Raw genomic sequence first — 16,106 nt, 5'->3', positions numbered from 1 at the left:
GCAGAAGGGATTGACGATTGAAATGAAGATGAAGAGCTGGTTGAAAATATTGACGTTATGTATGCTGACTTTTAGCCTGGTCGCGTGCTCCTCCGGAGGAGCATCCGAAGGGACAAACGGTGCAGCCAAGACAGAACCTGTTAAAGAAGACACAACTCCAATAACGATTCAATACTGGCATTCACATGCAGAAACTCAGACTGAGGGTCTTAATTACATGTTGACGGAATTTAACAAGAAATATCCCTACATCACAGTAGAGCCTGTATTTCAGGGCGGTTATGACGACTTGCACAAGAAGCTTCAGGCCGCAGTGGCAGCCAAAGATGTGCCTGCTGTAACAAATGTAGAAGTAGCATCACTGCCGAACTTTGCCGAAGGTGGCGTATTTGCGGATATGACACCCTTTATCCAGCGTGATCAAGTAGAGCTCGGTGATTTCTCTAAAGGGATGTTGGATGCTTATGCCTACAATGGCAAGCAATTCGGCTTTCCACTAATCGTAAGTACCAGCGTATTTGTGTATAACAAGACGCTGCTGGACCAATTGGGTGTGCAGCCCCCGCAGACATGGGATGAGATAGAATCGTTTAATCAAAAGGTGACCAAGAAAGAAAATGGCAAGACCACACGTTATGCTTTTTCCGTACCAGGCTGGGATACGTGGTACAACGATCCATGGATTACGAATGGAGGCGGGAGCATCTTAACGGCGGACAAGACCAAGTCGGCGGTTGAGACGCCAGAATCAATGCGTTATATCAACAACTTCAAAAAGTGGATGGATGAAGGCGCTATGCATATGGGTTATGGCAAAGGCGCATCCAATAACATGCGGCAAATGTTCCTGAACGGCGAGATCGCAATGGTAGAGCATACGTCTGCGATGCTGAAAATGTATCGCGAAAATGCCAAGTTCGAAGTAGGCGTCTCCTTCTTGCCAGGAGACAAGGTGAGAACGTCTAACATTGGCGGTGCAGGCATCGTAATGATGGACGGCGTGGATGACAAGCAGAAGGAAGCTGCTTGGAAATTCGTTCAGTTTATGACGTCAGCCGCTCACAATATCAAGTGGGCGGAATCCGTCGGGTACCTGCCAACTCGTAAGTCTGCATTTGAATCAGAGGAAGGGAAAGCTTACTTTGAAAGATGGCCGCAATACAAGGCAGTCTTCGATAACTTCGACAATGTGACGCCACGCTTGCAGCATCCGGCCTACGAAGAATTTAGCGGCCAGTATCAGGAAGTGCTGGGTGAAATGATTCTAAATCATAAAGACCCGAATCCGCTCATGCAGGCTGCTGCCAAGAAGATGAACGATATTCTGGCGGAACATGAGGGGTAACGATGGCGATGGATCAACAAGTACAGCATAAGGCAGCGGACAAGGCGGCACCCGATCGGGTGTCCGCTTCTTCTGTTCCGGTCCCCAAGTTTAACAGCAGGCTGGAGCGGTTAAAAGATTTTTCATTTGCACTGCCAGCCCTGCTGTTTATGAGTATCTTTTTGTACTACCCGTTAGTGTATTCCATCTATATCAGTATGACGAATTGGAATATGACACGGCCAGTGAAGAAATTTGTAGGCATCAAAAACTATGAGTGGCTGTTATCGAACGAGGATTTTTATCAGTCTCTTAAAGTGACTTTTATTTATACAGGGCTTGATGTTGTGCTGACGCTTGGAATCGGATTGCTGTTGGCGCTGCTTTTTAATGTAGGGAGATCACGCTTGTTTGGTTTTATGCGAGGCGTCATCTTTATGCCTCATTATATATCCATGGTCATCGCAGCAATGGTATTTACATGGATATATAACGATCAATATGGGCTGCTGAACGCTGTCCTGCGGTGGTTTGGCTTAGAAGGATTCAACTGGCTAGTTGATCCTTTAACAGTACTGCCTGCACTAGTAGCTGTTTCTGTATGGAAAGGTGTCGGTTTTGCGATGATTTTGTTCATCGCAGGGATGCGCGGCATCCCGCTGGAATACTATGAAGCCGCAGCTATCGATGGTGCGAGCCGCATGCGTCAGTTCCGGCACATTACGCTGCCGCTTTTGTCCCCGATGACGTTGTTCCTAGTTATTACAACGTTTATTTCGTCGATGCAGGTGTTCCAGTCCATTGATATTATGACCAATGGGGGGCCTCTCAAGGCATCCAACGCGGTCGTATATTGGATATATTCAATGGCATTTGTGGAGTTCAAGACGGGCCGTGCCTCGGCCCTCGTAATGGTGCTCTTTGTGATTATCATGCTGCTCACGCTCGTACAATGGTACGTTAGCCGAAAGAAGGTGCACTATGAGGGATAACCGTATGGCTGGACAGCGGGGAGCAAGATTGGAATTGATTGTGCGTACGGTGGTAGGCGCACTTATTATGACTGCCATATTTTTTCCGATCTTCTGGTTATTTATCAGTTCTGTAAAGACGCAAGCAGAGATGCGAATGGCAGTGCCAACATTTTGGCCGGAAGCCTTCGCCTGGGACAATTATGCGGAAGCCTTGCGTATAATCCCATTTGTACGCTTTTTCGGTAATACGCTCGTTATGACGTGTGGCATTATTTTCTTGCAGCTTAATGTAGCATTAATGGCGGCGTATGCTTTTGCAAAAGGCCGTTTCCCAGGTCGGGATATACTGTTCTTTTTGGTGCTGGCAGCCATGATCATACCGGACCAGGTTATCTTTGTTCCCGTCTATGTACTGATGTCGCAGTTGGACTGGCTTGACACGTTCTGGGCATTGATTATTCCGCACGGCGCCTCGGCATACGGCATTTTCTTACTGCGGCAGGCGTTTAAGTCCGTAAATAACGATGTGCTTGAAGCCGCACGAGTTGATGGTGCAGGCAGATTTGCCATGTTATATCGTATTTTGCTGCCGATAACGATGCCAACTGTTGTCACGTTAGGTGTGCTTGTATTTATATCGAGTTGGAACTCTTATTTTTGGCCGCTCATTATGACGAACACAGACAGTATGCGGGTCTTAACTGTTGGCATAGCGATGCTGCGTGACTCGATTGCGGGAGATGAAGCCATGTACTTCCATATCATCATGGCGGCCAGCGTGATGTGTATTTTGCCTATTGTAGTCATCTTTACCGCAATGCAAAAGCACATTGTGTCAGCGATGGCCAATTCGACATTTAAATAAGGCAGCTTGGGGAGTGTGAACGAGATGAGCGCCATACGTTTAATCGTATGTGACATAGACGGTACACTTTTAAATCAGGATCATAGATTGGACGACAAAGTGGCTCTGTATATTCGTCGTTATGTGGAACGAGGCGGATTGTTTACGCTTGCGACTGGCAGACCACTCATGTCGACACAGCGTATATTGGAGCAATTGCAGATCCGTCTGCCCGTTATTTTATGCAATGGTGCTGTACTGGCGCGTGATGGGGAGACCATCATGAGGAGCGGACTGCCGATGAAACCGATTCATGGGCTATTGGAAGCCGCGCATGCGGCAGGTCATAACGTTCTGTTGTTTCGCGGAGACAAGGTGCAGGTAATGCGGCGTACAAAGGAGATCGATCAATATGAGCGTAAGGAAGGCATCCGCTGCTCTGTAGTCCCATCAATGATGGGTGCTGAATCGCCTTGGCTTGAGGAAGAGTTGGATAAGATTATTTTAATCGGCGATATGGAGGTGTCGAGGCGCATCTGGGCTCGTTGGGAGAGGGTGGCTGGTGCGTATGCAGGCGTCTTTCAATCGGAAACCAACTATTTAGAGTTGGTGCCCAAACATGTGAGCAAAGGCAAGGCATTGCAGCAGTTGTCGACTATGATCAACATCGATACGGCCAACACAATGGCCATTGGTAATCAGATGAATGACCTGTCGATGCTGCGGGCTGCGGGTATTGGCGCCGCTGTAGCGAATAGTCCAGACATGCTGAAGGCGGAAGCAGATTATGTATGCAGGGCTTCGCATGGTGAGGGTGTTATAGAAGCGATCGAACAGTTTATATACGGAGGGATTACATATGGCGATTAGAGGGATTGCACATCGAGGGTATCCATTAAAGTATCCAGAAAATACGATGGTGGGGTTCCAAGCGGCGTTGGAATTCCAGTTTTCACACGTCGAGCTAGATGTTCAGCTGACAAAGGATGGAATTCCGGTTGTCATCCACGACCCGACTGTAAACCGGACGACAAATGGTGAAGGTACTGTCAAATCATACACGCTTGCAGAGCTTCGCAAGTTGGATGCAGGCCTCGGCGAACGGATTCCTACGTTGGAGGAAGCTTTACTGTTTCTGCGGGATCGTGTCTGTATTGATCTGGAATTAAAGCAGACAGGAAATCTTTACCCCGGTCTTGAAGAAGCCGTGCTTGAAGTTGTTCGTCAGACGGGAACGGAGAGCCAGGTTATTCTCACATCATTTGATCATTATTCGGTCGAGCGAATCCGGAAACTGGATGCGCATATCCAGCTTGGATTGATTATGTTTGGTGCCTCGCCTGCTGTATTTCCTTACATGAAGCAATTGAATGCTCGTGCTTTATCAGTAAGACACCTTTACCTGACATCCGAATATATCGAGCGATGTGCAGAAGAGGGTGTCCAACTGATGGCGTGGACTCCTGACGATGAGCCGTCGATGCTGAAGTTGGCTGCTTATCCGGATATTCTAGTATGCACGAATAATTTGGAAGGTTGGGCAAATGTGCACCGTCAAGGGAGAACTGCGACGGTATAGACGAATTAAGAACCTCGGATAATGGTCTTCCATTTTACACAAGCTATGGCAATATGAAGGGCTGTGTAAGGAGGATGTTGATGTTAAAACGAGGGTTATTCACGCTGATGATTGGTATATTTGCTGCGGGCTGTGTATCAGGAGGAGCAGGGCCAAAATCAACAGGCGCAGAGGAGCCAGGCAGTCAGGCTGGTCGACATTTGCGTATCTTTTCCACAGGGGCGCCGGAGTTGGCCGGAGGCACAGAAATGATTGTGCGCAAGCCGGCATCACTCACACTGGCACAATTGCGTGAAAAGTACCGCTCCAACTTTATTTTGCAGGGACCTTCATCGCCGAAACGGGTTGCACTTACTTTTGACGATGTTCCAGACCGTTATTATACTGTCCAGATATTAGATTTGCTGAAAAGGTACCATGCAAAGGCGACATTTTTTATTGTCGGAAACCGTGCCGAGCAGAATCCGGATATCGTAAAGCGAATTGTGGAGGAGGGGCATGCGATCGGAAATCATTCGTATACGCATGCCAATCTGCCAAAGTTAAGTGATATTGCATTTCGGAATGAGGTCATTATGACGCAGCAAGCAGTTAAGCGAATAACAGGGCAGACGATGCACTTCATACGGCCGCCATACGGAAATATTAACGATAAGCAGATTAAATGGCTGATCAGCCAGAAACTCAAGATCGTAAACTGGAATGTGGATTCCTTGGACTGGAAAGGGCTGAATGCAGATCAGGTGGAAGCGAACATCATGGGTAACGTTCGTTCTGGTTCAATCGTACTTCAGCATGGAGCGGGAGGAAAAGGAGAAGATTTGAGCGGAACTGTGGGGGCATTGCAGCGGGTAATCCAGCAGCTTCGCGAATCCGGCATCGAATTGGTCACCATTCCTCATTTGTTAGCTCCTAAATGAGCTGTCTTAATTTGTCGTGCATTCTGGCTGCCCGAAACATTGGAAAGCTATGAAGGATTGGTGCATATGGGCTAAACCTAATAAGCGATGGCAGTAGGAACTGAAATAAAGCTATAGGAAAAACAAGCTAAAGCCAGCGGCACCTGCGGCCTCGCCAATCAAAGTTGGCGTTGGCGAACCAGGTGCTGTTTGCGTTGTCGGGATGTGGTGAAACGAAAGTCTGAAAAACATCAGAACAACAACCTGATAGCATGTTACGTTGGTTGCATAGCTGTTGTCGTATAAATACGCAGGGATTTAGGGGAGGGGGAGTAAAATGCCGCAGATCATGGTGGCTTGTGCTGAAGGCAGTCTGCGCGCGCAGGTAAGTGAGATGATAGAAGGACAAGGCTACGAAGCGTGGTTAGATGCCTCAAGTAGGGAGGAAGCTCTCCGTATTCTAGAGCAAGATTTACCTCGCATCGTGCTTGCCGACATGATGCTGCCAGCTGGTGGCGGACTGCGGCTGCTGCAGGATATCGAGCAATCTCAGCTGCCGGTAGCAGCGATTCTGCTTAGTCCCGTGTGCAGCTACGATTATGTTCATCAAGCATTGCAAAGCGGAGCGGTTGATTATCTCGTCTATCCATTCGAGCCTCGAGAGCTTGCACAAGCTTTACGGAGAGCCGAGAAGCGCTGCGGGATGCTGGAGGGCAATCACCGCCTGGTGTTATATATGATGCAGCTATTTAACGATATGCATGCTATCAAGCCCCATGAGCTGCTGGAGCGGCAAGAGGAGCTGCTACGGCATATATTTCGCTCGAAGCACAAATATGGCGGAGTACGTGAGATGTATATACGTATGCTGCATATGAAATGGATGCATAAGTTGGAGCCATATGAGCTGTGGTCAGAAACGGGTGAGACCCAGATGGAACTACTTAAATTGAAGCTTTCCAAAGATGAAGATGCGGCCAGGCATTATTTCCAACAGATTGCGGAGCACTGGTTAGAGCAATCCGCCAAGCTGCATGGACCCAACAGGAGGCTTCTTATGAAAATGGCCTGCCTTTATATTAACGAGAACTACAAGCAGGAGTTTACATTAACACAAATAAGTGAGCGTTATGGCATGAGCGTATCTTATTTTAGCAAACAGTTTAAGCACTATTCGGGAGATACGCTTGTTAATTATGTAAACAAGATACGAATTCAAAAAGCGAAGCGGCTTCTAATGCATCCCCAACTTAAGATATATGAAGTTGCGCATGAGGTCGGTTATTCGACATTGCAATACTTTAATCGCGTATTTAAGCAGTTTGAAAAAGCGACACCCCTTGAATACCGCAGGAAGATTGGCCTATAGAGGATAAGATTTTGTGAAGAAGAATATTGGCGAATAAATAGTCAGATTGTTTCATTACTTCGATCCTGCTGCTCTCTATACTTTACAGGTGTAGGGGGTGGTTCAACGCAAGAAGTGAGGCGGAATCATCGGTGGTTCGAGAATAACGCCCGCTTGTCCAATTGCAGGTTGAACAACAGTAGGAGGCTATGAAACGAACCATGAAACAGATTGAGCGCACAATGTCGCTAATATTAATTGTGATGCTACTGGCATCTTTAGGCAGTCCAATGGGCCAGGTCATGGCAGCGGACACCGGATCAACGTCGAATGCTCTAGTGCTTGATTCACGTCGTATGACCCTTGGGCCCGGCGCGACGTATGTATGGCAGGATATGAAATTAAAGCAAGGCTTGGAAAAAATACATTACGTTGAATTTGATCCGTCTAACCCAATGCTGGACGTACAAGCCGGACGGACAAATGGCAAAGTATACGGCATGACAGGCGTCACCCAGATGGCAAATGATGCAGATAAGCCTGGCAACCGAGTCGTTGCGGCTATTAACGGGGACTTTTACGACATGTCGACAGGCGTGCCGTTGGGCTTGTTTGTGGATGGCGGCCGCATTCTGGTCAGCCCTCCGTATAAAACCGACTGGTATGCGTTTGGGCTTCGTGAGGACGGAACTACAATTTATGATCTGAGTCCGACGTTGGAGCGGACGATTACGATTAACGGAGATATCGTTAACATATCGCACATTAACCGCATGCGCGATAATTCAGAGTCGCTTATGCTCTACACAAGTGATTTTCATACCTCGACGATGACTAATGATCTGGGCGACGAGGTTGTGTTGGACGTGCTCAGCGGAGAAGTGAAGAGCGGGAGCAGCTTAAAATTGAAAGTTGCAGACATACATAAAAATAAGGGCAATACACCTTTGGCAGCTGGGCAGGTCGTATTGTCTGCTTCTGGCAAGTATCGTGATGTGCTAGCGAAGCTGAAGCGCGGGGACGAAGTCAATGCCCGTTTTGAAATGGAGGATGCCTGGAAAAGTGTCAAGATGGCAATCGGCGGCGTTCACATTTTATTGAAGAAGGGCATGGTTCAGCCTCACGATGATAAGACTTTACAACCACGTGTTGCAATCGGAACCAAGGCGGACGGTTCGATCATAATGATGGTTATCGACGGTCGTGCGCCTGGCTTCAGCGAAGGGGTTTCGTACGATGATCTGGCGCTAATTATGAAGCAGGCAGGGGCTGTAGATGCGCTTTGTCTGGATGGCGGAGGTTCTTCTACCTTTGTTGCCAGACTTCCTGGGGAGCTGAAGCGAAGCGTGCTGAATCAGCCATCCGATGGCTATGAGCGAAAGACCGCAAATGGCATTTTGCTCGTAAATAAAGCGCCTGAGGGGCCCGCTGAGAAGCTAATTGTCCAACCTTCATTTGAGCGCGTACTGGCAGGTTCCTCACTTACGTATAAGACGGCAGGTGTAGATGCATCCGGTCATCCAGCTTCAATAACAGAGCCTCCGATTTGGAGTGTTGACCCTGCTGTTGGGAGTATCGACGCGCAGGGTTTGTTTAAAGCCGGTTCTACAGCAGGAACTGCTGCTATCCATGTTTCGACAGGATCGCTGGCTGGCAGCGGACAAGTAGAAGTGGTAGATACATTAACGGAATTGAGATTTCCAGATGCGGTACGTACTGTTACCTCAGGAGGCAAGGTGCCGTTGAGTGTAACGGCGCTGCGAGACGGACAAGTGATTCGTTCATCCCCTAATCAATTTGAATGGAAAGTGGAAGGACCGATTGGCACTGTAGATGCAGACGGTATATTTACCGCCACCAGCGACACACAGAAGGAAGGGCGGGTCGTCGTCAGCCACAAAGGGGTGACAGCGTCCATGGATGTGAAGGTGGGACTTCCGCCTGTTATACTGGAGGATTTTGAAAGTGGCATCGGCCGCTATCATGAATCATCTGGTGCACGCTACAAGCTGGTGCGCGCTTCTGAGGAAAACAGCGAAGATTATGTTCGCTTCGGTCAGAAATCAATCAAGTTGGAATATGACTTTAGGGAACAGTTGGGTACCTCTGGCGCATATATTGCGGCAAAGGACAAATCGCAGTGGATCGAAATTCCAGGGTATCCAGAGAAACTAAGTGCATGGGTATATGGCGATGGTAAGAAGCATTGGCTTCGTTCGCAACTGAGGGACGGCAATGATGCTGCTGTTGGGATCGACTGGATAGACGCTTCGATCGGTGTAGATTGGGTCGGCTGGAAGTATGTTGAAGTTAGCATTCCGAAGGGTAGACCACTCCCGCTGCGAATCGATCAGCCTTTCCGATACATGGAGACAAATAACAATAAGAAAGATGAGGGTGTACTATATTTTGATCAGCTTCGTGCTTTGTATGGACCTGTTCAGGATGATATGAAGCCACCTCTCTTCAAGGATCTTACTCCACAGGACGGCGTAATTGTTCATACAAATACACCAAAGATTCAAGTTGTGGCTGAGGATGATGGGTATGATCCTGTGAAGCATCCAGGAACGACGTTGATTGACCCCAACTCGATACGTATGTATGTAGACGGTGTACAGGTCACGGCTACTTTGTATCCGCCTAAGGGACAAATCCATTATGTACCGTCAGTGCCGCTGGCTGATGGCGTTCATGCCGTCAGGGTGAGGGTGAAGGACGAGTCAGGCAACATGGCAGAGAAAAACTGGACGTTTACGGTGGACACGGGGGCTTCCAAGATCGTGTATAGCGGTAAGCCAGAAGTGTATGCAGGTGATACCTACACGGTAAATATTCAAGCCATCAAAGCCTCTGAGATTAGATCGGGATATATTGAATACCGCTATAATCGACAATTGGTGGACAGCGTTCAAGTTGATAAACATGCCTTGTTAACGGAAGCACAGCTGCGAGCTGAGGTGGATGAGGTGAAGGGGACAGTCAAGATTACCTTTAATGGCTTGGACACTATTTCCTTACAGGATGATGATACTATGGCTGCTATCCGTTTTAAATTGAAAGCGGAAGCTGAGGGCCAGTTTAAGCTTAACTTTGAAACGGGTGCTTTTAAGTTAAAGGACAAGGGTGACACGTTATTCGCATTCTATGGACTTCCTGTAGAAGCGACCATCAAGAACCAACTGCAGTTGGCTTGGGAGGAGGATGGCATCGCCCACGGTTATAAGACGGTATTCCATGTGAGCGATGAGCAAGGACTGCCGGTAGCAGGAGCATCAATTGTTACAGTTGAAGGTGTAATGGTTGGTGTGACAGATGCCAGAGGTCAGGTTCAATCCTCTGTACTAACGGCAGAAGTGAAGGAATACGTGATTCGTGCGATAAAAGCGGGACAATACAGTCGTACCCATAAATTTAAAGTATCTAAGCTGTTCGGCTCTGCGAATCCACATAACATTAGTGTATCAATGGGATTGGATGCTTCCAGCTCACGCGGTTTTACGTGGCATACACATCCTAATACAACGGATACCGTAGTGGAGCTTGTTAAGAAGGCTGACTTTACGGACTTTAATAGCAGCTTGGTGAGAAAAGTGATTGGCAGCAGTTACATTTTTAATACAACGGATATTGGTACTGTGCGTGTGCATAAGACAGTCGTTGAAGGGTTGGAGCCAAACACTTCCTATGTATATCGTGTCGGTGATGGCAATGGGAGTTATAGTACGCAAGGCAGCTTTGAAACGGCAGGGTTAGGGGATGAGCGTACTAAATTTGTGTATATTGCGGACTCACAAGCAACGGACGACGCTGGCTTTAAGCTGTGGGGCGATATTTTGGACAAGGCGATGACAGATCATCCAGATGCTGAATTTTTACTGCATACGGGCGATATTGTTGAGGATGGCTATAAAGAAAATGAGTGGAATCTGTGGTTTAAATACGCGCAGGAGCAGTTATTAAAAACCACGATTGTATCTGTGGTAGGGAACCATGAAGTTACGGGTCCTAATAAAAATGATTATTTCCTAGCGCACTTTAACCATCCGCAAAATGGGATCAATAAGTTGAAGGGCAGCAGTTATTCTTTTGATCATAAAGACGTTCACATTGCGGTGTTAAATAGTGAATACGAGTTTGAAGCGCAGCAGGAATGGCTGCGTCAAGACTTAGCCGCGACTAAAAAGAAATGGAAGCTCGTCGCGTTCCATCGCGGACCATACGGCAGCGTATATGATACTGAACATATTCGCAAGCAATGGGCTCCGGTGATGGATGAATATAAAGTGGATCTTGTACTTAACGGACATGATCATGTGTACATGCGAAGTCATCCAATGCGAGGGGAAAAGATCGTAGGGGATGGTGAGGGTACAACTTATGTAATTGCAGGTTCTTCCGGACCGAAGTTCTATGCGATCTTTGACCGCTATTGGCAGAAGGTGATGGATGACGAGAAGACGCAAATCTACACAGCTGTCGAAGTGGAAGGTAATGAATTAAAATTTGTAGCCAAGACCAAAACCGGACGTGTGGTGGATCAATTTGTGCTTACGAAGCCAGACAGCAAGCCGGAGCATGTCGTGATAGACCGTAATCAAGCAGAGATGGCCGTAGGAGAAGCCATAAAGCTGAATGCAGTCGTGATGCCTGAAGGCACTTATGACCGTTCAGTAACATGGTCTGTCTATCAAGCGGTGCCGTCGAATCCGACTGTTGGACATGATGTGGTGCAAGTGACGCCCGACGGTGTCGTCACGGCGCTTCAGCTTGGGCAGGCTTGGGTTCGGGCACAAAGTGTCGTCGCTTCGGTGTATGCAGACACTTTGATTACTGTGAACCGCCCACAGCAGGTTGAGATTAAGGGTATAGAATTAAGCCCATCTACAGCCAAGATGAAAGTGGGGGAGACATTACAGGCACGTGCAGTTGTTTTACCAAGTGATTTGGCTAATCAGAGTGTAGTCTGGTCGGTATACGGTTCGCATTCAACAGGCATAGCAAGTGTGACGGATCAAGGCTTGATTAAGGGGCTGAAGCCAGGCACGGCCACTATACGGGCAATGAGCCAGAAAGATGGCACTAAGTATGCGGACATGCAGCTTACGGTAGAACCATCAGGGCCTGCGGTTGTGCCTGTGCAGAAAGTGGTGCTGAGCCAAAGCAGTGCGACTTTAAAGGAAGGCGAAGGTCTGCAATTGACTGCGACGGTACTCCCTGTTAATGCAACTAATGCATCTGTCGTCTGGGCAGTTTATGGCCAATCAGCTGCGCAGGACATTGTAGAAGTGTCACAAACAGGTTTTATTAGGGCTATCAAGGAAGGAAAGGTCATTATTCGGGTAACGAGCTTAAGTGACGTTAGCAAACATGCTGATTTCACACTTACGGTGGTGAGACGGACAGAAAGCGGAGGGGATACATCATCTCCGAATCCACCAAGTAGGCCAGAGACAGACAAGCCGGATACAAGCAAACCTGATACTTCGGATATCCCAAATGACCTTAAAGTGGTTGGCGGTCGTATTACGGGGACAGCCAAAATTGACGCAAACAACCGACATGCTGCCATAGAGCTGCCAAGCAAAGCATGGGAAGAGGCATTGTCTCAAGCAAGCGCTGATGCAGGCGGAGTGAAGCAGGTACGGTTCGAGGTAGCGGGAACAAAGGATGCGGCGCAGTTGGAGGTGAAGCTGCCTATAGATGCTACAGCAGCGAGTAATCTTAAGAGCCGCCTCCAACTGGTGACGGACATCGCAGAGGTTGTATTGGCGTCAAATGCGCTATCTTCTTCTAACAGCAGCAACAGGGTTTCCCTTATCTTGCGCAAAGAGGATGCGGCCGCTGTCCCGTCTAGTCTATTTGTTCAGGTAGGTAGTCGTCCAGTGATCGGCATTCATGCGAAGCAAGGAGAGCAGATCTTATCGTGGAACAAAGCTGGCGAAGCATCGCGTATCCTGATATCTTACAAGCCGCAGCCTGCTGAATTAGCGAAGACACAGGGGATTATAGTGTGGCATATCAATGATGCGGGTGTAGCAGCAATCGTCCCAAATGGTCGATATGATGCCAAAACAGGGACTGTGCAGTTGTCATCACAGGAGCCAGGAACGTATGCGATTGCGTATGTGAATCACGCCTTCCGTGATGTACAGTCAATGGCATGGGCTCACGAAGCGGTAGAGTTCCTAGCAGCACGTAACGTGGTGAAAGGTATTGACGGCTATATGTTTGCGCCTAATCGCAATGTGACACGTGCAGATTATATCGTGATGCTGGTGCGTGCTTTGGGGCTGACAGCCCAACAGAGGTCAGAATTTACGGACGTGGCAAATGATAAGTACTATTATGAAGCCGTAAGTATTGCGAAGTCACTCGGCATTACTCACGGTGTTGGCGATGAACGATTTATACCAGATCAAGCCATATCACGTGAAGAAATGCTGGTGATGACTGCCCGTGCGCTCAAGCAGGCTAATAAGCTGGACGTGGTCTATAATCCGAGTGTTATGGCCCAATTCGAGGATGCGCAGCAAGTGAAGGTATTCGCAGCTGCGAGTGTGTCTTCTCTGGTTGAAGCGGGAATCCTCACTGGCAGCGGGAAGCGGCTGTATGTGAGCAGCCATGCTTCGCTTGCAGAGGTGGCAGTGCTGCTTACGCGGGTTCTTCGCACCGTTTATTAAAGGGCAGAGTGCGATTACCTAAGAGTTAATGCAGCAAGAGATGCTGGATAGTAACGATCCGAGAAAACAACTTACCTCCATCAATGGAGGTAAGTTGTTTTTCTGTGCTCCCACGCATGTAAATCAAAATGATTTTATCTCAAGTGAAGTGCTGCCCTACTCCTCCATAGGCAAATAAATATCGATAGTACTCTCCTCTTCCTCAAGAGAATCCATTTGAGCCCAATACTCCAGATCAAAGGGCCGAGAACCGCAAATATCTTGATCACGGATGAAATCATAGGTTTCTCCTATTTGGGATTCAGGTCCCTTATGAGTAACTTTTGCATAAGTTCCAGCGGGTATCGTATGTTGAACGAAGCCCTCAGGAATTGAGGAATATTCGTGAACTTCCACCGCTACAATACTTACGAATGGCATATCTGGCGTCCATTCACCATCTGGGTAAACTTGAACCAAGTAAATGCCATCGTTATCTAACCGATTTGCAATTTCATGGCGCTTTTTAAAGAGTTCCTCACGTAGTTTTATGACAATATCATTTTCAAGATCTTGATTTACCGACGCCGTAACAGTGTAACCTACCAGCTTTGTTTCGCTGCGTTCCATCGTTTGCATGTGTGTGGTTGTCATACGTCTCAACTCCTTATTTAGAAGAGAATAATAGAAAAATAGACGGTTTCAAATCATTATACGATCTACCAATCATAAATGGAAGTAATTTCAAGTTTAAGGGTGTTTAATGCGATACGTTCCGCTCAAATGGATTTAGCTGCTTACAGTATCTTGTTACCTATAGAAGGTTGCTGCAGAAAGAACAAGCAAATCTTGCGCGATGCCCTAATAGGATTGCTGTTGATATTAATCTGCTGGCATCATCTCGTCCGATAAGGAGGCGCTAGGTCGCGTCTGTACCCGTATTCCTCACAAATTATACGATTTACACGTGTAATTAAAGACATATGGCTGCTAAGAGGCGATTCCATTTGGGCAAAGAGAGGTCTAATCCTGTTATAATAGCGTAGTCATTTGAGAACACTTATCATCTGGCTATAAGGAATGATTGCTGCATAAGATGTGGATTCGAGCAATTCCTTCTGGATAAGTAAGCAAGGCAGATTCGATTATAGAAAGTAAGGAGCTACAACATGGAATTACAGCATCAACCCGAGCAGCGCTCGGTTCATATGTGGAACATTATCGGCCTGTTTGCGATTGCCGTTAACTTGCGCGCGGCCATTACGAGTGTGGGCCCGCTCATTAATCAGATTCGTGAAGAGACGGGGTTATCCAGCGGCATGTCAGGCATGCTTACCGCTTTGCCTCTGCTAGCCTTCGCATTGCTGTCACCGATCGCGCCGAAGCTGGCTAAACGCTGGGGGCAAGAGGTGACAATAGGCGCCAGTATGCTGGTATTGGCGATAGGTCTTATTATTCGTTATTTACCTGCATTATCGACGTTATATATGGGTACAGCCATCATTGGGGTTGGGATAGCGATCTGCAACGTACTTCTGCCTAGCTATGTCGTACGCAAGTTTCCCCCGAGCAAGATTGGTCGTATGACAGGCTTATATTCCATTGCGTTAGGTATGTTTGCAGCCGTATCAGCAGCGGTAAGCGTACCGCTTGCGACAGCATTCGGATGGAGAGGGTCGTTATTTTCCTGGATCGTGTTACTCGTCGTATCCTGGTTCTTATTTTTGCCCCAGATCATTGCAGGTCGGCGAGAAGCGGCACAGCAGGAGAAGATCCAAACCGCGACCGTTGCACAGCATCAGGAGCCTAAGGGCAAACTCTGGAGCAGCAAAGTCGCGTGGTATGTCGCGCTGTTTATGGGGCTGCAGTCGTTTGGCGCTTACGTTCTGTACGCATGGATGCCAGCGTTAGTAGCGGATCGTGGCTTCTCCGCCTCGACTTCGGCTTTAATGTTGACCATTGTTCAACTCGTCAATATGCCTTCGATGTTCCTGGCGACGTCCTTTGCCAGTCGGAATCGGAGTCAGAGTCTCATTATAGTTTGTATCGCAGTTGTGGGTTTGGTTGGATATTCCAGCTTATTTACGAGCTCGCTGCTGATCATTATCGTTGGCTCTGTGCTAATCGGCATCTGTCAGGGCGGGAGCTTCAGTGTGGCGTTATATATGATCTCCATTCGTGCGCGAGGCAGCCAGCAAGCGGCAGAATTGTCCGGCATGGCGCAAGCGATAGGGTATACGTTGGCTGCAACAGGACCGATTCTTTTTGGATGGCTGCATGACCAGTCAGGGAATTGGAGTGTGCCGCTTATCTTCCTGCTGATGCTCACATGTCTACAATTGATATTTGGTTATCTGGCGGGTAAAGATCGTTATGTTACAGCTGCGCCAGAAGTTCATTAACGCTTCGAAAAGATCAGTTTTCTATTGATCGCAAACAGCCGATACGGGCCTACACCTGTATCGGCTGTTTGTGA

The 16,106-nt window shown here is 47.8% G+C and carries 10 protein-coding genes; 9 read left to right on the top strand and 1 reads right to left on the bottom strand.

Annotated features, from left to right (window positions below; translation table 11 throughout):
- Nucleotides 1-22: 22 nt before the first annotated feature.
- From MH117_RS12155 to MH117_RS12120, 8 genes are all read left to right on the top strand, one after another.
- The gene (locus tag MH117_RS12155) at nucleotides 23-1,345 is read left to right on the top strand and encodes an ABC transporter substrate-binding protein (protein WP_239329212.1); all 1,323 of its coding nucleotides are present in this window, start codon (nucleotides 23-25) and stop codon (nucleotides 1,343-1,345) included.
- A gap of 2 nt (nucleotides 1,346-1,347) precedes the next feature.
- On the top strand, nucleotides 1,348-2,316 hold the full coding sequence (locus tag MH117_RS12150; RefSeq protein WP_239328976.1) for a carbohydrate ABC transporter permease: 969 nt from the start codon (nucleotides 1,348-1,350) through the stop codon (nucleotides 2,314-2,316).
- A complete protein-coding gene (locus tag MH117_RS12145; protein WP_239328975.1) occupies nucleotides 2,306-3,163 on the top strand; it encodes a carbohydrate ABC transporter permease in 858 nt (285 codons plus the stop codon). Before MH117_RS12150 ends, MH117_RS12145 begins: the two co-directional genes overlap by 11 nt.
- A 24-nt stretch (nucleotides 3,164-3,187) precedes the next feature.
- Nucleotides 3,188-4,012, top strand: a complete 825-nt coding sequence (locus MH117_RS12140) for a Cof-type HAD-IIB family hydrolase (protein WP_239328974.1) — start codon at nucleotides 3,188-3,190, stop codon at nucleotides 4,010-4,012.
- The gene (locus tag MH117_RS12135; protein ID WP_239328973.1) at nucleotides 4,002-4,721 is read left to right on the top strand and encodes a glycerophosphodiester phosphodiesterase; all 720 of its coding nucleotides are present in this window, start codon (nucleotides 4,002-4,004) and stop codon (nucleotides 4,719-4,721) included. The genes MH117_RS12140 and MH117_RS12135 overlap by 11 nt, the downstream gene beginning before the upstream one ends.
- Before the next feature lie 80 nt (nucleotides 4,722-4,801).
- A complete protein-coding gene (locus MH117_RS12130) occupies nucleotides 4,802-5,641 on the top strand; it encodes a polysaccharide deacetylase family protein (RefSeq protein ID WP_239328972.1) in 840 nt (279 codons plus the stop codon).
- A gap of 316 nt (nucleotides 5,642-5,957) precedes the next feature.
- A complete protein-coding gene (locus tag MH117_RS12125) occupies nucleotides 5,958-6,989 on the top strand; it encodes a helix-turn-helix domain-containing protein (protein ID WP_239328971.1) in 1,032 nt (343 codons plus the stop codon).
- A 200-nt stretch (nucleotides 6,990-7,189) separates the two neighbouring features.
- A complete protein-coding gene (locus tag MH117_RS12120) occupies nucleotides 7,190-13,651 on the top strand; it encodes a phosphodiester glycosidase family protein (RefSeq protein ID WP_239328970.1) in 6,462 nt (2,153 codons plus the stop codon).
- 156 nt (nucleotides 13,652-13,807) lie between these two features.
- On the opposite strand, the gene MH117_RS12115 is transcribed toward MH117_RS12120, so the two are convergent.
- The gene (locus MH117_RS12115; protein WP_239328968.1) at nucleotides 13,808-14,284 is read right to left on the bottom strand and encodes a GyrI-like domain-containing protein; all 477 of its coding nucleotides are present in this window, start codon (nucleotides 14,282-14,284) and stop codon (nucleotides 13,808-13,810) included.
- A 515-nt stretch (nucleotides 14,285-14,799) separates the two neighbouring features.
- Here MH117_RS12115 and MH117_RS12110 point away from each other — a divergent pair.
- Nucleotides 14,800-16,032, top strand: a complete 1,233-nt coding sequence (locus tag MH117_RS12110) for a CynX/NimT family MFS transporter (RefSeq protein ID WP_239328967.1) — start codon at nucleotides 14,800-14,802, stop codon at nucleotides 16,030-16,032.
- The last annotated feature ends 74 nt before the right edge of the window (nucleotides 16,033-16,106 follow it).

Source organism: Paenibacillus sp. ACRRX (assembly GCF_022346885.1).
In the GTDB taxonomy this organism is placed as follows: Bacteria; Bacillota; Bacilli; order Paenibacillales; family Paenibacillaceae; genus Paenibacillus_B.
This window is presented reverse-complemented; position numbering and strand designations above follow the sequence as displayed.